Origin of the sequence: Derxia gummosa DSM 723, from assembly GCF_000482785.1 — a bacterium.
GTDB lineage: Bacteria > Pseudomonadota > Gammaproteobacteria > Burkholderiales > Burkholderiaceae_E > Derxia > Derxia gummosa.
Genome location: NZ_AXWS01000008.1, coordinates 501,653 through 519,702, shown reverse-complemented (window position 1 = coordinate 519,702; position 18,050 = coordinate 501,653). Strand labels below are relative to the sequence as shown.

The window sequence follows — 18,050 nt, the reverse complement described above, 5'->3', positions numbered from 1 at the left end:
GCAATTACCGCCGTCGTTTGCGGAATGGCGGAGCGGAATTGACGGAATCGCGCGGCAAATCGGCCACATTTGTCGGCATGCGGAGCCGTGCCGCCGCCTGATCCGCACCGCTTGCCGGGTGACCGGGCCTTCAGCCGGCGAGCGCGACCGTGCCGGCGCTGCCCACGACACGCATCGCCGCGACGAGCGTGGCGAGCCTGCCCGGATCGAGCTTCCCGGCGCGATCACCGGCGCAGACCGCGCTGCGGAAGCCCGCGAAATCCGCGCCGAGCGAGGCGAGCCGAGGCAGCTCGGCGGCTCGCAGCGCGCCGGCCAGACCGACGAGCACCGGCCCGGCGCCATGCACGGCGGCCACGAAGGCGGCGAGCGCCTCGGTGCCGACACGGTCGATCAGGCTGCCGCCGCGCTTGGCGTCGGTGTCGGCCATGACGGCCGGAAAACGCAGCGCCGCCGCCCGCGCCGCGAGCGACAGGTCCAGGCCGGCGTCGGCGATGAACACCGGCACGACCGCGTAAGGCTCGCGCGCGAAGGCGTCGAGCCAGCGCGTCCGGGCCGCGCCGGGCCAGAGCCCGACCTTGACGTAATCGACGCCGGCGGCGGCCACCTCGCGGGCGCGGGCCAGCGCGGAATCGAGCGCGTCGGCCGGCCAGTCGCCGATGGTCGCGCTGACGAGTGCGCGCGGCGCGGCTGCGGCCGAGTCACCGGGGGCTGATCCCGCGCCGACGCGGCCCACGGCGCCCGATCCGGCGGGAGACGGCCGCACGGCGGCCGGAGCGGCCAGCCCGCGCAGCTCGGCGACGATGGCGGCGATGGTCGCGGGCGCGAGCCCACCCAGCGCGCCATGTGCCGGCTCCTTGCAATCGACGAAATCGACCCCGGCCGCCGCTGCCACGCGAGCCTCGGCAAGGTCACGCACGCTCACGAGCATCCTCATCGCACAGCCCCGGAGGAGGATGCGGAAATCACGGGAGTCGCGGCGGCAGCGTCCGCCGGCCGCGCACGCTCACCCGACGCGATGCGGAAGGCTGCGACCGCGTCCAGCAGCCATTGCCAAGCCTCGATCTCGTTCGGGCCGGCGGTGCGATCGATCGCGATCTGGAGGTAGGCCAGCTCGGCGTCGATCTTCTCGGACGGCAGCAGGTGCAGCCGGCTCACGAGCACCGCCCCCTCGATGACAGCCGCCTGCGCCCGGTTGTAGCCCACGAAATCGGCATGCGTGGCCTCGAACACGCGGCGCAGAGCCAGCAGCGGGCGCGACTCGTCGCCATGGATGTCGGCGAGCCCGAGTTCGACGTGCGAGATGGCCGCCTCCAGCCGCACGCCTGCCACCTCCTCGGCCGGCAGCGTCGGCCAGGTCTTGCGGCCGGTGACGCAGCCGGCAAACACGCGCACGTCGGTCACCACGTTGAGCACCGCGACCCGCGTGGCGAGGATGTTGTCGAGCGTGATCGAGGGCCGGAACGGCGCGATCAGCACCTCGTCGCCCTCGAAGCGCGCGCCCATCGGCGCGACATGCGGCAGCCCGTCGGCATCGACGGTGGTGATGACGGTCTCGTAGATCTGCGGCATTCAGTTTTCCTGCGGATTCGGGGCGGCGCGGTCGGCGGCCGGGGCGTGGCCCGGCGCGGGTCTGCCGGGCGCGGCGGCCAAGCCGCTGTCAGCCGGCGCGGCCGCGACACTGGCGGCGGCGCTCACGGCCTCGGCACGCGCGGCCAGCGCCTCGGCGCGCGCGGCGCCGGTCTTCATGGTCGTGCCGGGCGCGCACCAGGCGTCGAGGCTTTCCGCCTCGCGCTCGACGGCGCAGCCCCAGCGCAACGGCTGGTCCTGCACATAGCGCTTGCCGAGCTGGAAGGCGATCTCGGCGCGCGCCAGCTCGACGCCCATGTAGAACGCATGCGAGCCGTCGCCCTCCAGCCCGAGGCCGGGCCAGTGCGCGAAGGCGTCGGGCGCGGTTCGATGGCCGTCGCGGTTGTAGACGTGCACGCCGTCCTCGGCCACCTGCACGCGGAAGTTGGGGTCGCGCACCGACTGCGCGGTGACGGTGATCTCGGCCGGCGTGTCCGGAAACGGCCGCTTCGCATGCGTGGTGAGCAGCTCGTCGCTGATGCCCTTGGGCAGCCGGCTCTGGCTCCAGGCCGCGAACATCATGCGGCGCGCCACGTCGGCCTCCCTGATGGCGCGGCGCGCATGGCCGCTTACCTGCGTGGTGAGCACGGCGTCGATCTCCAGCTCGGCGCACATGCCGAACAGCACGGCGTTGATGCCGCTGGTGTCGGCCTCGGTCAGCTCGGTCACGTTGCCGACGCCCATCATGATCTTCACGTCGGGGTAGGCATCGCGCAGCGCCTGGTAGCGCACGACCGAGCGCGTGAAGCCGAAGGGAATCGGATCGAGGATCGGGTCGGCGATGAAGTCGCGGCCCTTCGCGCGCAGCGCGTCGATCGCCGCGTGCAGCGAGGCGGTGTCGCTCGGCTCGCGCGGGATGAGGATGGGCGTGGCCGCGACCTCGTCGGCCACCCACAGCGTGTCGATATTGAGGCTGAGCAGGTAGTCGGCGCCCGCGCGGCCGCCGCGCAGCAGCTCCTGCGGATCGAGCGAATCGACGCTCACCGTCAGCCCCTCGGCCTTGAGCGCGCGCACCGCGTCTTCCAGATGCGGGAAGTCGGTGGACGGCAGGCAGCCGAGGTCGATCACGTCGGCGCCGTCGCGCGCATGCCGCCGCGCGCGTTCGACGATGCCGGCCACGTCGAGCCGGGGCGCATCGACGATCTCGGCAAAGATGCGCGTGCGGTAGCGGCTCAGGTCGGTGGCCTGGGCGGCGTGCTTGAAGTGCTGCGGGATGTCCTTGAGGTCTTCGGGTCCGCGCTCGACCGGGATGCCGTAATGCACGGCGAGCGCATCCAGATCGCCCCGGCAGCGGCCCGGCACGATGATGCGGCTGGCCGCCACGGGCGCGGGCACGCGGCGGCGGATCATGTCGGCCGTCATGAGTGCGGCGACCTGCATGCCGATCTCGCGCACTTCCCAGGTGAAGCTCGGCGGCTGCATCGACGCCAGCACACGGCGCAGCGCCGGCTCGGCCAGCCGGCCGGTCAGGAAGACGAGGTGGTCCATGCGAGGCCGAGCTGTGCGAGCCGCGCCGCGAGCGCCGCTTCGAGTTCATCCACCGTGCCGACGACCGTCGTGTATTCGAAGCGCCGCAGCGCCTCGACGTGGGCGAGGTCGATCGCGCGCGGGCGCACCTCGAACCATTCGGTCGGGCTCTTGGTGACGACCGACGGCTCGGTATCGCAGGCGAAGACGATGCTCGGCACCGCGCGCTTGCCGGCCTGGGCGAACAGGTTGGTGGGCAGGGTATCGGCGATGCCGAGCGCGCACTTGGCCACGGTGTTGCCGGTGGCGGGCGCGATCACGCAGGTGCTGTACACGCGCTCGTACAGCAGGCCGACCGGCACGGCGCTGGCCGTCTTGTCGCGAAAGATGCGCAGGCCGCGCTTCTTCAGCTGATCGATCGGCAGGCCGTACATCGCCAGCACTTCCTCGCCGGCCGACGACACGTACACATCGACGTTGGGCAGGCGTTCGCAGAGCGCGAGCGATTCGTTGAGGTAATGGCCGCTGCCGGTGATGCACCAGGCGATGCGGCCCTCGGAGCCGCCCGCGCCGACGGGCGACGGGCATTCTTCGGTGAAATCGGGATCGAACTGCACGATGGACGGCGGCCTCGGTGGAGGTTGAAAGGGTTTGCGCCCGGGGTGCCGGCGCCGTGATCGGCCCCCGGGTTCTGCTGCGCCGGCGACTTGCCGGCGGCCTGCGAGCTTACGCCTCGGGTTCGGCCTGAAGCGGGATGCCTGCGTTGCGCATGCGCCGGTAGAGCGTGTTGCGGCTGATGTCGAGATGCTTGGCCACCGCGCTGATGTTCCAGCGATGCAACTCCAGTGCCCGCAACAGCTCGTCGCGCGGCGAGAGCTGGCGCTGGGCATCGTCGGGCACGTAGCCGCTGGGGATGCGCATCATCGCCTCGTGCATCGACGGGTCGCGCAGGTCGCCGCCGTGGGCCTCGCGTCCGGCGTCGCCGTACATGCCGCGCATCGGGCCGGTGGGCGCGGCGGGCATGCCGGTCATCGACGGCGGCGCCATGCCGAGCGTCGGCATGTGTTCGGGGCCGATCAGCCCGTCTTCCGACAGCGCGGCGGCGGTGCGCAGAACGTGCCGCAGCTGGCGCACATTGCCCGGCCAGGGATGGCGCAGCACGAGCGCCTCGGCGTCGGGCGTGAGGCGCAGCTCGGCGCCTTCGAGCGCGAGCAGGCGCCGCACGAGTTCGGCCTTGTCGGCGCGATCGCGCAGCGGCGGCAGCACCACTTCCACGCCGCAGAGGCGGTAGTACAAGTCTTCGCGGAACAGGCCGCGTCGCACGAGATCGGGCAGATGGCGGTGGCTCGCGCTCACGAGCTGGAACTCGACGCGGATCGAATCCTCGCCACCGAGCGGCGTGACCATGCGCTCGTCGAGCACGCGCAGCAGCCGCGCCTGGAGCGCGAGCGGCATGTCGCCGATCTCGTCGAGGAAGAGCGTGCCGCCGTTGGCCTGCACGATGCGGCCGCGCCGGCCGCCGCGCTGGGCGCCGGTGAAGGCGCCGGTGCTGTAGCCGAACAGCTCGCTCTCGATGAGCGTCTCGGGCAGCGAGGCGCAGTTGATGGCCACGAGCGGCCCGTGCGAACAGGGGCTGTCTTCGTGGATGGCGCGCGCGAACACCTCCTTGCCCGCGCCGGTCTCGCCGTGCAGCAGCACCGGGATGCCGCGCGCGATCGCGCGGCGCGCGACCTGGCGCTGCGATGCGAGGCGCGGCTCGCCGTAATCGACCACGGTGCGGCCGGTGGCCACGCGCGCCACCTCGGCGCCCGCGACCTGGGCCTGCGCCGAGGCCGCCGATTGCAGCGACGACAGCGCGCCCACATGCACCGGCGCACCGTTGCCGGCATCGCGCGCGGGCGCGGCCGGATAGCCGCCCGCCGCCATGCCCGCGCCGAGACCCGCGCCGATCGGCCCCATGCCGCCCACCGCGCCGCGCGCCACCGGCGTCGGCTCGACGCCGCGCTGGATCGCCCGCGCCTGCACCCGCGATGCCGGCCGCTGGGCAACCGCATGGACGGGATTGGGCGCGTTCACGCGCATGACCGGCACCGGATGGAAGGAACTCTCGACACTGGCGCGCAGCAGTTCGTCCAGCGTCGCGTGGAACACTTCGTCCAGCCGCCTGCCACACAACGCTTCGACGCTGCTCACGCCGAGCAGGCTCAGCGCCGCGCGATTGGCGGCGCAGATGCGGCCGTCCTCGCCCACCACGAGCTTGCCGCCGTTGGGGCTGTTGACGAACTCGGGCCGGACGTGAAAGTGGATCGGATAGGCGTCCTTGTGGCCGCGCTCGATCAGGCGGTTCTCGATCGTCTGCGCGGTGATGCTCAGCAGCGCGAGCGAATGCTGCTGGTGGTGGCGGCTCGTGCTCGTCACGTCGAGCACGGCCGCGAACTTGCCCGTGTGGTCGAACACCGGCACGGCGGCGCAGGTGAGTTCGGTGTAGGGCGCGAAGAAGTGCTCGTCCTGGCGGATCGCCAGCGGCGCGCGCGCCACGAGGCAGGTGCCCATGCCGTTGGTGCCAACCTGGTCCTCCGACCACAACGCGCCCTTGCGGAAACCGATGGCCGCGCCGTCGCGCGCGAACTGCGGCGACGACACCATGTGCAGGATCAGCCCGTCGGCATCGACCAGCACCACCGCTGCCTCCGGCTCTGACAGCTGCTGGTACAGCGTCGCCATCTCCAGCCGCGAGCACTGCACCAGGTCGCCCGAGCGCTCCACCCGCTCGCGGAACATTGCTGCTTCGAGGATGTCGGGCGAGCGCGGGCGCGCCGGATCGAGTCCGTACTGGTTGACGCAACGCGTCCACGAGCTGATGACGAAATCGCTGGTCGCCCCGTCGGCGCCCCGGCTCACGACATCCAGGATGTGATGGGCGTGCCCGTCGGACGCCTGCCACGAAATGCTCATCGAACTTCCTCCAACCTTGTCTGCGCCCGCGGGTTTCGGCACCGCCGGCGACTCACTCAGTGGCGCGGATGTTGCGTCATCGGGACAAAACGCACAGCTAGTGCTGACGCGTATCCGGAGACCGATCCATGCCCAACATCGCGAGCCTGCGCACCGACGCCGGCCCTCTCAACGCCGCGTCCGGAATCCCGCTCGACATCATCTACATCGAGGGTTTCACCGGCGAAACCGTCATCGGCATCCATGACGACGAGCTGCATCGTACCCAGCCCGTGCGCATCGACATCGCCGCCGGCGTCGCGCACGCGCTCGCCTGCGACACCGACCGCATCCACGACACGATCGACTACAGCGTCGTGCGTTCGGTGCTCGTCGATCTGCTGCGCGAGCACCGCTTCCAGCTGCTCGAAGCGCTGGCCGAGCGCGTCGCCCAGATCCTGCTCGTCGATTTCGGCGCGCGCTGGGTACGCGTGGGCGTGGCCAAGCCGCGCAAGTTCGACGATGTCGAGGCGGTGGGCGTGGTCATCGAGCGCAGCCGCGCCGCCGACCGGCCGCAGCCCGCTGCGGCGCGGGGGGACGGCTCGGTGCTGTCGCTGATCGGCGCCGGGCTGGTGCCAGGTCGCCCGCGCTGAAACCGGCCGCGCGGGCCGGATGCCCGCGCCGTCCGACGGGAGCGCCGGCGACCGCCCGCACGCCCTGCCGCGACATCGCCCGACCGCCTTCCCGCCCAAACAAAAAGGCCGCGCTTCGCAGTGCGGCCTTTTTGTTTGCCGGCGGTCCGGCCCACCTCGCGACGGACCGGACCGCCGCCGGGCACCGACCGCTTCCGGAGTCGGCCAGCACCCGGACGCGGCATCAGTTCGCGGCGAACGGGTGCGTGGCCGAACCCTTCTTCGCGACGACTTCGGCGGCCGTGGGCGAGCCCGAGACGGCGCGCGCGATGGCTTCCTTGGTGGCGGTGTAGTTGTATTCCTGGATCTTCTTGTCGTCTTCGGCAAGCCAGTGGATGAACACGCCGACGCTGATGAACAGGTTGTCGGCTTCATCGACCGGGATGGTGCCGTTCTCGACGCTGTCGGCAACCGCCATCGCGACGCCGCGCTGGGCCGGGCCGAACATCTGGACGGCCTGCTTGGCGCCCTTGATCGTCACCTTGTTGAACATGACGGTGGCGGGCTTGACGACGAGGTTGGGGGCAACCACGGCGAGCAGCGAGGTGAAGCCATCCTTGTTGTTGACGAGCGCGTTCGCGAAGGCGCTTTCGGCGGCGCTGCCGCGCGGTCCGATGATGAGGTCGATGTGGGCAACTTCGTTGCCGTCGCCAACGAGGGATTCGCCGACGAGCATGCGGTCGATCTTGGCCATGCGGTATCTCCGTAACTGTTTCTGGACGCACCGGAACATCCGGTGTCGGCCGCCTATGAATCACTTTCTGTGCCAAGAAGGCGCGAGACCCCGGCACCCGCCCGAGAAACCAGTTTCGGCATGACGCAGGCGGCCATGAAAGCGCTTGCAACGCTCAGATCGGCCGTGGTTCCGGGGTTGATCCCCTTGCTTTTCAGCTCGGCATCCCATCCGGCCAGCAGGGTCGCGCGATCGGCCTCGGGAGAACCCGGGCGCGGGAACCAGAGGGCCGCCGCCGTGTCCGTGACAGTCTGAGCCGCGACTGTTCCGCGCTTGCGTGCAATGTGTGAATCGGGATGCGCGGCGAGCAGCGTCATGAAGACGTCGAGCATCGCCGCCTCGGGCCGACCGTCGGACGCGGCTTGCGGGACGGTCCCGAGGGCATCGCGCAGGAAGCGCGCCGCGCCCTGCCTCACCTGGGGAAAGCCGTCGGCGTACTGGGCCGCGACGAGGTCGCGGTCGGCCGCGAGACGCATCGCGGCGCGCAGGTCGATCGTGGGCTCGGCGTGCACGCTCTGCTCGGGCGCGTCGCCGAGGCCGCCGGGGCTGGCATGGGCGATGGCGCGGTAGGCATGGCGGGCGTCGGCCACGGTCAGGGTGGCGAGCACGGCGTCGAGCTCGGCGCAGAGGCGGTCGAAGCGGAATCGAAGCCGGGCGCGCGCCGCGTCGGCGGGCGTGCCTCCGTCGGCCGGGTGTTCATCGGCAGCGCCTCCATCAGCCGCGCCGGCGTCGGACGCGCTGGCGGGCGGCGCGCCGGCCTCGGCGGCAACGCCCGCGCCGGCCGCGCGCGCCGCGAGCCGCTCGGCCGCGAGCGCGATCGGCGCGCCCAGCAGCAGGATGCCGAGATTGGTGTTGCAGCCGACCGCCGCGCGCGTGGCGATCACCGCCGCCTCGGCGCGCTCGCCCACGGCCGCGCCCGGCCGCAGCAGCCCGGGCAGCGAGGCGCGCGCGCTATCGATGAACATGCGCGCCTCCATGCCGTGACCGGCCGAATCGAGGCTCACGTTGCCGGGCTTGGCCACGGCCACGTCGAGCGCGCAGGCGAACAGGAAGGCGCGCTCGAGCCGGGCATCGCCGGTGGCAACCCGGCCGGCCGGGCGCGCCAAGGCATCCCCGAAGCCGTCGCGGCTGGCGGCGCCCATCAGCCGCGCCGGCGCGATGTCGTGCCGACGGCCTTGCGCGTGGCGGGCAACGGCATGCCTGCCGCACCCTCGGGCGCATGCACCTCGGCCTGCACCACCAGCCCGCCGAGCCGGCCCGCGAGGCGGCGGTCCAGCAGGTCATCGACGATGCGGGCGGCGATGTCGAAATCGGTCACGCGCTGGAGGCCGCGCCAGGCGGCGACGCCGTTCACCTCGATGACCTGAAGTCCGCCCGCCACCGCCGACGGCACGATGTCCACGCCCGCGTAATCGAGGCCGAGCGCGGCGCTCGCGCGCTCCGCCAGCACCGCGAGCGCTGGCGTGAGTTCGCAGCGCTGGCATTTCGCGCCGCGCGCGACGTTGTGGATCCAGTGCGCGCTCACGCGCTTCATCGCGGTGACGGCCTTGCCGCCCACCACCATCACCCGCCAGTCATGGCCCGGCGTGCGCGGCTGGGGCACGAAGCGTTGCAGATAGGCCAGCCGGCCGAAGTGCCTGAGATCGGGCATCGGCACATGCGCGCCATCGACGCGGCCCACCAGCTCGATGCCCTTGCCCTGCGAGCCGAACAGTGGCTTGACCACCACCGCATGTCCGGCCGCGCTTTCGCGCATGACGATGCGCTCGGCCTCGGCGGCGCTTTCCGTGACCCAGGTCGGCGGCGTCGGGATGGCGGCCTGATGCAGCAGCAGGCTGGTCGCCGCCTTGTCCACGGCGCGTTCGATCGCGCGCGGATCGTTGTAGACCGGCACGCCCAGCGCGACGAGCGCATGCAGCACGCCGAGCCGGTTCGTCACCGCCTCGAAGCTGCCGCCGGCGATGCCACGGATCAGCGCCGCGTCGGGCAGCTCGCGGCCGAAGCCCGGAATCACCAGCCCGTGCGCGCTGCGCGTGGTGTCGATGCGGCAGTCGGCCAGATCGACGCAGCGGCCCTCATGGCCGCGCGCACGCAATGCCTTCTGCAGCCTGGCCGTATGCCAGCCCGTCTCGTCGGTGAAGATCGCGACGCGCAGGCCACGGCCTGCAATCGCTTGCACGCCGTCGGCCTCGCCACCGCTCGGGGGCTTCGCGCCCGGGCCACGGCCGCCCTGCCCGCCTGCCTGCGTGCCCATCAACCCTCCGCGAGCCAGAGCGCGCCGAGCAGGTTCATGTCGAGCCGGCCCGCGTGCCAGGTGCGACCGCTTTCGAGGCTGCTCACCCACACCTCGGCTGGCGCGAACAGCGCGCCGTCGATCTTGTAGAAGTCGTACTCCACCGCCTTGAACACCTCGGCAAAGCTGCGGCCGTAATCGCGCGAGTTGAGCGAAGGCAGCTGGCGCGCGAGGTCGCGCGCGGCGGCGTCGTCGGCGCCCACCGTGAGGTGCACGCGACCGCCGTAGAGGATCGCGTCATTGGTGCGGCCCATCGCCTCGACGCCATCGCGGCTCGGCGGCGGCAGCGGCGCGCTCGCATTGCCCTCGACGATGAGGTCGAGCGGAAAGCCCAGCACATGCGCCTTGTGCAGCGCCACTTCCAGCACCCGTGCCACCACCTGCGTCGTGCCCGCGAGACTGGTCGTGGGCGTGAGAATGATCGTGAGCTGCTTGGGCGCGAGACCGCAGTCGCGCAGCAGCTTCTCGATGATGATCGGCGGCGGGCGACGGTCCACCTCCAGCACGATGGCGCTCGGCCCCGGCGCGTCGCGGTAGCCCAGCTCGCCGAACAGCGGCTCCTTGCACGCGAGCGCCCGCGCCGGCCCCGAGCCGAGCGCGAAGAACTTGCGCCCGCCGCCCTCCTCCTTGGTGGCCGACAGGCTCCAGCCCGCGTACTGGCTCGCGAGGCAGGCCAGCACCGGCTGGCTGCTCGACACCTCCAGCCAGCTCGACCAGCCGTGCTCGGCGCGCGAGGCGAGGCTCACCTTGCCGAGCCCGCCCATGCAGATGCGCGCCACGATCAGGCCGGCCTCGACGCTGCCGCGCACATCGATGCCGGCGTCGATGACGGTCACGCCACTGTCGAGCACATCGACCTCGATGCCGAGATCGTCGGCGTGGGTCACGAGGGTCTGCACATGGGCGGCCGCGCTCGCGTTGACGCTGCTGGCCGCGTTGGTGAAGGCGGCAAGGGATTCAGACATGGGCTTGCTCCGAAAAATTGTTGAGCGTCTTGAGAACCGCGTCGCGGCGGATGGCGAGCAGGCCGGCCACGGCATCGGCGTCGGCGGCGTCGACGCTGACGGTGCAGACCGGCTGACCGGGCAGCACGGTGGCCGCGCCGGCGGGGATGTCATGGCACCAGCCGCGCCGCTCCAGCCAGCCGATGGCCGACTCCTCGAGCGTGAGCGCGCGGTCGGCGAACACGGTCTCGCAACCGCGGATCACGGTGCGCTGGCGCGGCGCCGCGTTGGGCGGCGGCAGCCGGCGCGCGCGGCAGGCTTCCACATGCGCCTGCAGCAGCCCGCCCGGCACGGCGTCCTCGTGCAGCGCCATGCTGGCCGAGGGACGCGGGTTGATCTCCAGCACGGAGAAATCGTCGCCATCGACCATGAAGTCGAGGCTGTTGAGGCCGACGAGGCCGAACTCGGCCACGAGGGCGCGCAGCGCGTCGCCGATGCGCTCCGCGAGCCGCGCCGGCAGCGCCACCGGCCCGATCACGCCGCGATAGACGAAGGGCCGCGCCGCGTCGATGCCCACCAGCTGGCGGTTGAAACCGAGGATGCGCAGCTCGCTGCCGTTGGCGAGGAACAGCGCCGACATCGGCTGGCCCGGCACCGCGCGCTGGTAGAAGCAGCAACCGCCGTCATCGCCCAAAGCCGCGTCGAGCGGCCGCACATGCCAGCCGCCGGTGCCGGTGGCGCACTTGCGCAGCCAGCCTTCCGGCTCGGCCGGCGGATCGGCGCGCGTCTCGGGATGGGGAATGCCCAGCGCCGTCAGCCGCACGAAGAAGATCGACGGCGTCTTCACGCGCCGCCAGACCCAGTGCGGATTGCCGAGCAGCACCGCCGCCGCCGCGCCGCGCTCGACCAGCGCCGGCTCCATCTCGAAGCCGCCGCCCGGCACCCAGCCCGTGAGCCGGCCGTCGCGCCGGCCTTCGCGCAACGCCGCGACCAGCGCGTCGGCCGAGATGCGCAGCGAAGCCGCATCGCCGATGCCCTGCCAGCGGCGCGCGGCACGGCGCGTGTCGCGGTCGCCGAACAGGTCGAGCGCGAGCACCGGGATGCCCGCGCTGCGTCCCGATTCGGCGAGCATTCGGGCCGACAGCCCGGCGACGGCGATCATCTGCATTCCCTGCCCGTTGCCGTCGGACTCAGGCGCTCTCGGCCACCAGCTCGCGCGCCAGCGCCAGCGCCTCGGGGAAGCTCAGGTACTGCGGCTTGCCGGCCTCGCGCATGCGCACGAACAGGCCGTTCTGGGTCTTGTACTTGATGTTGCCGATGGCCAGCGCGCCGATGCCGACCGCGCGCGTGCCCGGCAGCAGCTTGCCGTCGTCGAACACGCCCACGCCGGCCACGCCCTCGGGCGGCACGGCATTGACGTCGGCCGCGACCAGCAGCTTCTGGCCCGCGACGGCGATGTCCTCGGCCGAGATCACCTGCACGCCTGCCGCCGCGCAGGCCAGCACGACCTCGCTCTGCGCCAGCTGCTCGCGGCGCGCCTCGGCGGTCGAGGCATCGGCACCGGCCAACTTGCCGCCGAAGCGCGCGTTGGTCGAATCGGCGCTCTCGGCCGCGTGGTCGGCGCCGCGATGGCTGCCGATGAAAACGCTTGCACCGAGCTGCTCGCACAGCAGCGCGACGATGCGCCCGACCGGCCCGGTGCCGCCCGCGACGAACACGCGCTTGCCCGTGAAATCGGTGCCGTGGGCCTTGCGCAGCTGCCGCTCGGTGGCCGCGACCATCGCCGCCGCCGTGGTGAAGGAGCCGCTCGGATCGGCGAACACCGACACCTCGAAGGGCGGGACCATCGCGGCGCGCGCGGCGTCGAGCATGTCGACGGCCTGCACGACATCGCGTCCGCCAATGAACACGCCCGTGCGCGCGACGCCCTTGGGGCCGCGCGAGAAGATCGCGTCCTGCACGAGGCCGCGCACCTGGTCGGTGGCGACATCGCAGTAGGGCACGACCACCTCGTAGCCGGCGTCCACGGCCATGTTGACGTCGAAGGGGCTCATCTGCCGGCCCGGCGTGAGCATGTGAAGGATGAAGCGGCGTTCCACGGTGTGTCTCTCTCGGCTGTGGCGGGCCGTGCGTGCGGCCCGCGTCGTGACGGATCAGGTGGCGCCGCAAAGGTTTGCAGGCCGCGTCTCGCGGCCCGCGACCCGTTCGCCGTCAGGCGGCGATGCGGGCGCCGGTGTTCCGTCCTTGCACGATCCGGACCTGCACCCCGCCCCGGATCAACCCGAGGTCGCTCGCCTCGGCCGCGATGCGCTCGGCAATCGCGCGCGATTCGACGAAGGCGAAGCCCGTCGGCCCCCAGCTGCTCTGGCCGATGCCGGCGCGCGTGCGCGTGGCGATCCACTCGACCAGCGCCGCGACGCGCGGGCTGCTGTACATCGTGCCGCCCTGGGCCGGCGCGAAGTGGTCGCCGATGGCGCGCTGCACGGCGGTGATGCCGTCGGCGAAGGCGGCGAAATCGCGCGCCATCAGGCCCGGCAGCACGCGCATCAGCACCTGGTGGCAGACGCTGGCCGCGCGGGCCTCGCCGAAGGGCGGCAGGCTGGTGATGGCCTGCTTCTCCGCCGCGCCGTGCAGGCCGGGGCCGGCATCGTCGAGCACCAGCATCACGGCCCATTCCTCGGGGAAATGGGCGCGCGCGAGGATCGGCGGCGTGCCGTCGCGCACGGCCGCGTCGCCGCCCGCGCCGGTCGAGGCGACGCCGTTGCGCATGCCCGTCGACGCGTCGCCGCTCGAACCGTCGCGCGCGCCGTCGCCCTGCCCCCCCGCCACCGCATGCCCGCCATCGACCAGGAAACCGCCCTGATCGAAGCCCGCCACGCCCACGCCCGAGCGCTGGGCGCGGCCCAGCAGCCCCGCGATCTGCGCCGTGCTCAGGGAAAGCCCGTGCAGCCGCGCGAAGGCATGCCCGATCGACAAGGCGAGCTGGGTGCCCGATCCGAAGCCCGAATGTGCGGGCAGCACCCGATGCAACCGCAGACCGACGGGCGACGCCGCGCCCGTGACGGTTCTGAGGCGCGTTACAACCTGTTCAGCGCGCGACAGTTCGCGCCGTGCCGCTTCGTCATCGGCGGCGAGGCTGTCGGCCGGCGCGCGCACCAGGGTCAGCTCGGTCGCGAAGCCGTCCACCACCAGTCCGATGCTTCCGAAGCGTCGGCCGAGCGAGGCCGAGGGATCGAGAAAGCCGAGATGCAGCCGGCCCGGCGCGCTCACTTCCACGCAATCGGGCCGGGCGACGGGACGGGGCCAGTCGCGCGCGGCCGGCGCGGTGGTGGCGAGGCGGCGGTCGGGCTGGGCATAGCCTTGGCCCAGGCGGGTGGCGAAGTCGGCGATGGCGTTCATGCGGCGTCGTACTTGAGATAGCGGAAGCGCGGGTCGGCGGGCGTGCCTTCGAGGGCGCCACCGTCGAGGGCGGGCTGCCAGTGCACGACTTCCTCGATCTTGCGGGCGAGGGCAAAGTCGCGGTCGGTGATGCCCTTGTGCGAGTGCGTCACGAGCTTGACGACGACGAAGGCGTAGCTGACGGCCAGGTCGGGATGGTGCCAGGCGGCCTCGGCCAGATGGCCGACGGTGTTGACCACCATGAGCGTGGCCTTCCAGCCCTCGGTGCGGTACTTGCGCCGGATCCAGCCGTTCTCGTAGGTCCAGTGCGGCAGCTCGGCCGCGAGCTTCTCGCGGACGGCGGCTTCGTCGTAAACGGTCAATTCCATGTCGCTCCTCCGATGGCGATGCGCGCGCGGGCGCGGCATCGGGAGCGAGGAATAGCAAGGAATCTGCCGCGCGGCCACGCGGCGGGCTCGGGGACTTCCCGGGGCCGGGCGCGTTGCACGCCCGGCCGCATTTGCGGGTCAGCCGCGCCGGCGGCGCAGCGACCAGCCGATCAGGCTGAGGCCGCCGAGCATCGCGGCGAGCGCGTCGGGCTCGGGCACGACCGAGGTCACGCTGTTGGAGGTGACATGGCCGTAGGCGACAGCCCAGTCGGTGCTGTAGGGCGCATAGCTGTGGATCTCGTCGCTGATATCGCTGCCCTGCACGCCCACCGCATGACTGCTGCCGTGGCAGAGCGTGCCGGCGAAGACGCTGTCCTGGCATTCGTCGGTGCTCCACAGCGCGCTGGCGCCGCTGCGCGAGATGTCGAAGCTGCCGTCGGCATTGCGCCAGACACCGATCGTCGTGCTGGTGACGTTGGTGATCGTGTGGTTGAGCGTGATGAACTGGCCGGGCGCGTATTCGTAGTCGGTCGAGGTGCTGCTGCTGTTGTTGCTGTAGCCGGCGCAGCCGCTGGCGGTGCTGCAGTTCCAGGCCGGGCTGGCGGCGCCGTCCACATACACGAGCAGGCTGCCGACCGCGCCGTGAAAACCTTCGCCGGCGGGCAGCAGCGCCGAGTCGAAGCTGGCGACGATGCGGAAGCTCGACGGCGGCGTGTCGGGCAGCGAGTAGTCGCTGAAGTCGATCACGCCGTCCCAGGTGAAGGTGGTGATCGCCGCATTGGCCGCCGTGGCGGCGCACAGGCCCGCGAGGCCGAGGGCCAGGCGCTTGAGGATTCTCATGTTGGTGAACTCCGCGGTATCCGGAGCCTTGCCATCGCTCGGCGACCCCGGTCAGGCCGCGTATAGCGCCGCCGCGCGCCACCGGACACAGGCCGGAAACAGCTTGTGAATGAACGGTCGCTGTCAGCCGAGGACAGGCGCGCGCGCGTCACCCGGCGTGGCGCGCGGGCGACGAACCGCAACCCGCGCGCCCGCCGGCCTCACCCCGCCGGATGAATCGTCGTGACTAGTTCGCGGCCGCGCTGGCGCCGCAGCAGCCAGCCCAGCCCGCCCGCGCCCGCCAGCATCGCCACGAGGCCGCCCGGCTCGGGCACCGGCGACAGGCTCGCGCCCACGAGATGGCCGTAGCGGTTCCAGGCCTCGGACACATACGGCGCCTGGCTCACCCGGCTGTCGGTCAGCTCGCCGCTGGCAACGCCGATGTAATGGCTTTCGAGCGTGCAGGTGCTGCCGCCCGACGCGCCGCTGTTGCACTCCCGCTCCAGCCAGCTCACCGACAGCTCGCTGCGCATGAGGTCGTAGCTGCCGTCGGTGTTGCGGTAGAGGGCGATCCCGGCACCGCTGCGGTAGTCCTGGACCGAACGCAGCGTGACGTAGCTGCCGGGCGCGACTTCCTCCTGGGTGATGGTCTCGTTGTAGTAGTTGGGATGACCGGCGCAGCCCGAGGTCGTGCAGTTCCAGTCGCTGGCGACCACGCCGTCGATGAGCAGCTGCACGCTGCCGGTCAGGAAGTGATAGCCGGGCGTCGTCGGCAGCTGCGACGAGTCGAAGCTGCCGATGAAGGTGTAGGCGGGATTGCCGCCGCCGTAGTTCGACCAGTCCACCACCGCGTCGAGGGTGAGGTTGACGATGCTGGCCTGGGCGGTCGGCAGCAGGCACAGGCCGGCGAGGCCGAGGCTGAGGCGCTTGAGTCTGTTCATCAGGATGTCTCCGCGTTTGCGTTGGCTTGCCGGCGGCTTTCAATGCCGGCCATCGGGCATATAGCCCCGGCTGCGGAAACGCGCCGCGTCTGAAACAGCTCGCGTGCGAACGGTCGATCGCGGCGGAAGACAGGCAGGCATCGCGGGCGCGACCGGCCCTCCGCGAGCGCTGGCCCACGCCGGCCCGATCGCGGCGGACTCAGCCTCCCGCCCGGCCGCCCAGCGCCTGATGCAGCGCGATGCGGTTGAGCAGCCGGTCGAGCCGGTTGGCCGCGAGCGCGGCCTCGGCGTCGCGCCGGGTGCGCTGGGCATCGAGCCAGGTGCGCAGCGCGACCGAGCCGGCGCGGTAGCGCAGCTCGTAGGCGGCTTCGGCGCGGCGCGCGGCGGCAAGGCTTTCCTCCAGTGGGCGGGCGCGCGCCTCGTACTGCGCGCGCGCCGACAGCGCGTCCTCCACGTCGGCCAGCGCCGAGAGAAAGCTCTGGCGGAAACTCGCCACCGCCTCGGCATAGGCGGCCCGGCCGCTCGCCACCGCGAGCTGGCGCTCGGTCTGCTGGAGGAAGGGCAGCGTGAGGCCGGCGCCGAGGGTGGCCACCGGATTGGCCAGCACGTCGGCCAGCGCGGCGCTGCTGCCGCCGAGCGTGCCGGTGAGCGAGAAGCGCGGGTAGTAGCCGAGCCGGGTCGCGTCGGCGCTGGCGAGCGTCGAGCGGAGCCTGGCTTCGGCGGCGGCCAGGTCGGGGCGGCGCGCGAGCAGCTCGGCCGGCAGGCCGGCGGGGATGGCGGGCAGCGCGGCCTCGGGCAGGCGCCGAGGCTCGGCGGCCCAGGGGTTGGCGTCGGCGCCGGGCGCGAGGTCGAGCAGGATCGAGAAGGCGTGGCGATCCTGGTCGCGTTCGAGCAGCCAGCTCGTCTGCGCGGCTTCGAGCGCGGCGAGGGTCTGGCGCGCCTCGTCCACCTCCAGCGACGAGACCGAGCCGGCGCGGTACTGCAACTGCACGAGTTCGAGCACGCGGCGCGCGTTGGCGATGTTGGCCTCGCCGAGGGCGATGCGCTCGTTCACGTAGCCGAGGTCGAGCCACAGCGAGGCGGCGGTGCCGACCAGCGACAGCGCGGTGGCGGCGCGGTCGGCGTCGGTGGCGCGGGCTTCCCAGTCGGCGGCGTCGCGGCTGGCGGCGAGCCGGCCCCAGAGGTCGGCCTCCCAGGCGAGCGACGCCGAGGCGGCGTTGCTGCGCGTGCGGCCCTGGCCCGACAGCGACCGGCCGCGCGTGCCGGACAGGCTGGCGCTCGCGGCCGGCACGAGGGCGTCGGCCTGGAGGCCGGCGCTCAGCCGCGCCTGGCGCACGCGCTGGGTGGCGGCCGCGAGATCGTTGTTGCGCACGAGCAGGCGATCGATGAGGCCGTCGAGCGCCGGATCGCCGAGGTCGCGCCACCAGCCGTCGAGCGCGAGCGCCGGGACTTCGCTGGCGCGCGCGAGACGGGCGTTGCCGGAGTCGTCGGGCGCGAGGCCGGGGATGGTGGCGGTGGGCGGGGCGGTGGCAGCGGTGGTGGCGGTCGGGGCCGCCCCGCCCTGCCCGGCCGGGTCACGCCCGCAACCGGCGGCCGTGCAAGCGTTTGCGCCGCTCCATCGCGACGGCACGGCGAGCGCCGGGCGTTCGTAGCCGCTGCGCGCGAGCCCGGCGCAGCCGCCGAGCGCGAGCAAAGCCGCGAGCGCCAGCGCGAGCGGCGCGAACGGGCGCGCGCCGCGGACCTCGCCCGGCCGGGCCGGGGCCGCCGGCGCCGGCGCGTGCGGATGTCGGGCGCCAATGCCGGGCGCGCGGCGCGGGGCTGTCGTCTGCGTCAT

Annotated in this window: 17 protein-coding genes; 1 reads left to right on the top strand and 16 read right to left on the bottom strand. The window is 72.4% G+C overall.

Features of this window, described 5'->3' with window-relative positions; translation table 11 throughout:
* Window positions 1-130: 130 nt before the first annotated feature.
* The 5 genes from H566_RS0108605 to H566_RS0108585 form a co-directional block, all read right to left on the bottom strand.
* Window positions 131-922, bottom strand: coding sequence for a (5-formylfuran-3-yl)methyl phosphate synthase (locus H566_RS0108605; RefSeq protein WP_425387927.1), 792 nt, complete (start codon window positions 920-922; stop codon window positions 131-133).
* Window positions 923-930: 8 nt separating this feature from the next.
* Window positions 931-1,569: a DUF447 domain-containing protein gene (locus tag H566_RS23875; RefSeq protein ID WP_051378378.1), complete on the bottom strand. Its 639-nt coding sequence runs from the start codon at window positions 1,567-1,569 to the stop codon at window positions 931-933.
* On the bottom strand, window positions 1,570-3,114 hold the full coding sequence (locus H566_RS23870) for a DUF6513 domain-containing protein (RefSeq protein ID WP_245591311.1): 1,545 nt from the start codon (window positions 3,112-3,114) through the stop codon (window positions 1,570-1,572).
* Entirely contained in the window at window positions 3,093-3,710 is a 618-nt protein-coding gene (locus tag H566_RS0108590; protein ID WP_028311120.1) for a flavoprotein, read from the bottom strand. The genes H566_RS23870 and H566_RS0108590 overlap by 22 nt, the downstream gene beginning before the upstream one ends.
* A gap of 109 nt (window positions 3,711-3,819) precedes the next feature.
* The gene (locus H566_RS0108585; protein WP_028311119.1) at window positions 3,820-6,048 is read right to left on the bottom strand and encodes a sigma-54-dependent Fis family transcriptional regulator; all 2,229 of its coding nucleotides are present in this window, start codon (window positions 6,046-6,048) and stop codon (window positions 3,820-3,822) included.
* Between the two features lie 128 nt (window positions 6,049-6,176).
* On the opposite strand from H566_RS0108585, the gene H566_RS0108580 reads away from it, so the two are divergent.
* A complete protein-coding gene (locus tag H566_RS0108580; RefSeq protein WP_084544899.1) occupies window positions 6,177-6,680 on the top strand; it encodes a dihydroneopterin aldolase in 504 nt (167 codons plus the stop codon).
* Window positions 6,681-6,903: 223 nt separating this feature from the next.
* On the opposite strand, the gene fae is transcribed toward H566_RS0108580, so the two are convergent.
* The 11 genes from fae to H566_RS0108525 form a co-directional block, all read right to left on the bottom strand.
* A complete protein-coding gene (fae, locus tag H566_RS0108575) occupies window positions 6,904-7,413 on the bottom strand; it encodes a formaldehyde-activating enzyme (protein WP_028311117.1) in 510 nt (169 codons plus the stop codon).
* A 53-nt stretch (window positions 7,414-7,466) separates the two neighbouring features.
* Complete coding sequence (locus H566_RS23865; RefSeq protein ID WP_051378377.1) at window positions 7,467-8,594, bottom strand: triphosphoribosyl-dephospho-CoA synthase; 1,128 nt, start codon at window positions 8,592-8,594, stop codon at window positions 7,467-7,469.
* Complete coding sequence (locus H566_RS23860) at window positions 8,594-9,622, bottom strand: ATP-grasp domain-containing protein (protein WP_245591334.1); 1,029 nt, start codon at window positions 9,620-9,622, stop codon at window positions 8,594-8,596. The genes H566_RS23865 and H566_RS23860 overlap by 1 nt, the downstream gene beginning before the upstream one ends.
* 83 nt (window positions 9,623-9,705) lie before the next feature.
* Window positions 9,706-10,710, bottom strand: a complete 1,005-nt coding sequence (mch, locus tag H566_RS0108560) for a methenyltetrahydromethanopterin cyclohydrolase (protein ID WP_028311116.1) — start codon at window positions 10,708-10,710, stop codon at window positions 9,706-9,708.
* Window positions 10,703-11,851, bottom strand: coding sequence for an ATP-grasp domain-containing protein (locus H566_RS0108555; protein WP_156924342.1), 1,149 nt, complete (start codon window positions 11,849-11,851; stop codon window positions 10,703-10,705). The genes mch and H566_RS0108555 overlap by 8 nt, the downstream gene beginning before the upstream one ends.
* Before the next feature lie 28 nt (window positions 11,852-11,879).
* Window positions 11,880-12,788, bottom strand: coding sequence for an NAD(P)-dependent methylenetetrahydromethanopterin dehydrogenase (locus H566_RS0108550; RefSeq protein WP_028311114.1), 909 nt, complete (start codon window positions 12,786-12,788; stop codon window positions 11,880-11,882).
* Between the two features lie 112 nt (window positions 12,789-12,900).
* The gene (locus H566_RS23855) at window positions 12,901-14,088 is read right to left on the bottom strand and encodes a beta-ribofuranosylaminobenzene 5'-phosphate synthase family protein (RefSeq protein WP_084544897.1); all 1,188 of its coding nucleotides are present in this window, start codon (window positions 14,086-14,088) and stop codon (window positions 12,901-12,903) included.
* A complete protein-coding gene (locus tag H566_RS0108540; protein WP_034410996.1) occupies window positions 14,085-14,456 on the bottom strand; it encodes a 4a-hydroxytetrahydrobiopterin dehydratase in 372 nt (123 codons plus the stop codon). The genes H566_RS23855 and H566_RS0108540 overlap by 4 nt, the downstream gene beginning before the upstream one ends.
* Before the next feature lie 138 nt (window positions 14,457-14,594).
* A complete protein-coding gene (locus H566_RS0108535; protein WP_028311112.1) occupies window positions 14,595-15,296 on the bottom strand; it encodes a PEP-CTERM sorting domain-containing protein in 702 nt (233 codons plus the stop codon).
* A gap of 200 nt (window positions 15,297-15,496) precedes the next feature.
* Entirely contained in the window at window positions 15,497-16,216 is a 720-nt protein-coding gene (locus H566_RS0108530; RefSeq protein ID WP_028311111.1) for a PEP-CTERM sorting domain-containing protein, read from the bottom strand.
* Between the two features lie 199 nt (window positions 16,217-16,415).
* A complete protein-coding gene (locus tag H566_RS0108525) occupies window positions 16,416-18,050 on the bottom strand; it encodes an efflux transporter outer membrane subunit (protein WP_156924341.1) in 1,635 nt (544 codons plus the stop codon).

Bases quoted from the DNA above. Each gene is read 5' to 3' on its own strand.
- H566_RS0108525 (WP_156924341.1), bottom strand. From the start codon at position 18,050: ATGACGCAGACGACAGCCCCGCGCCGCGCGCCCGGCATTGGCGCCCGA.
- H566_RS0108580 (WP_084544899.1), top strand. From the start codon at position 6,177: ATGCCCAACATCGCGAGCCTGCGCACCGACGCCGGCCCTCTCAACGCC.
- H566_RS23870 (WP_245591311.1), bottom strand. From the start codon at position 3,114: ATGGACCACCTCGTCTTCCTGACCGGCCGGCTGGCCGAGCCGGCGCTG.
- fae (WP_028311117.1), bottom strand. From the start codon at position 7,413: ATGGCCAAGATCGACCGCATGCTCGTCGGCGAATCCCTCGTTGGCGAC.
- H566_RS23875 (WP_051378378.1), bottom strand. From the start codon at position 1,569: ATGCCGCAGATCTACGAGACCGTCATCACCACCGTCGATGCCGACGGG.
- H566_RS23855 (WP_084544897.1), bottom strand. From the start codon at position 14,088: ATGAACGCCATCGCCGACTTCGCCACCCGCCTGGGCCAAGGCTATGCC.
- H566_RS0108530 (WP_028311111.1), bottom strand. From the start codon at position 16,216: ATGAACAGACTCAAGCGCCTCAGCCTCGGCCTCGCCGGCCTGTGCCTG.
- H566_RS23865 (WP_051378377.1), bottom strand. From the start codon at position 8,594: ATGGGCGCCGCCAGCCGCGACGGCTTCGGGGATGCCTTGGCGCGCCCG.
- mch (WP_028311116.1), bottom strand. From the start codon at position 10,710: ATGTCTGAATCCCTTGCCGCCTTCACCAACGCGGCCAGCAGCGTCAAC.
- H566_RS0108540 (WP_034410996.1), bottom strand. From the start codon at position 14,456: ATGGAATTGACCGTTTACGACGAAGCCGCCGTCCGCGAGAAGCTCGCG.
- H566_RS0108585 (WP_028311119.1), bottom strand. From the start codon at position 6,048: ATGAGCATTTCGTGGCAGGCGTCCGACGGGCACGCCCATCACATCCTG.
- H566_RS0108555 (WP_156924342.1), bottom strand. From the start codon at position 11,851: ATGATCGCCGTCGCCGGGCTGTCGGCCCGAATGCTCGCCGAATCGGGA.
- H566_RS0108535 (WP_028311112.1), bottom strand. From the start codon at position 15,296: ATGAGAATCCTCAAGCGCCTGGCCCTCGGCCTCGCGGGCCTGTGCGCC.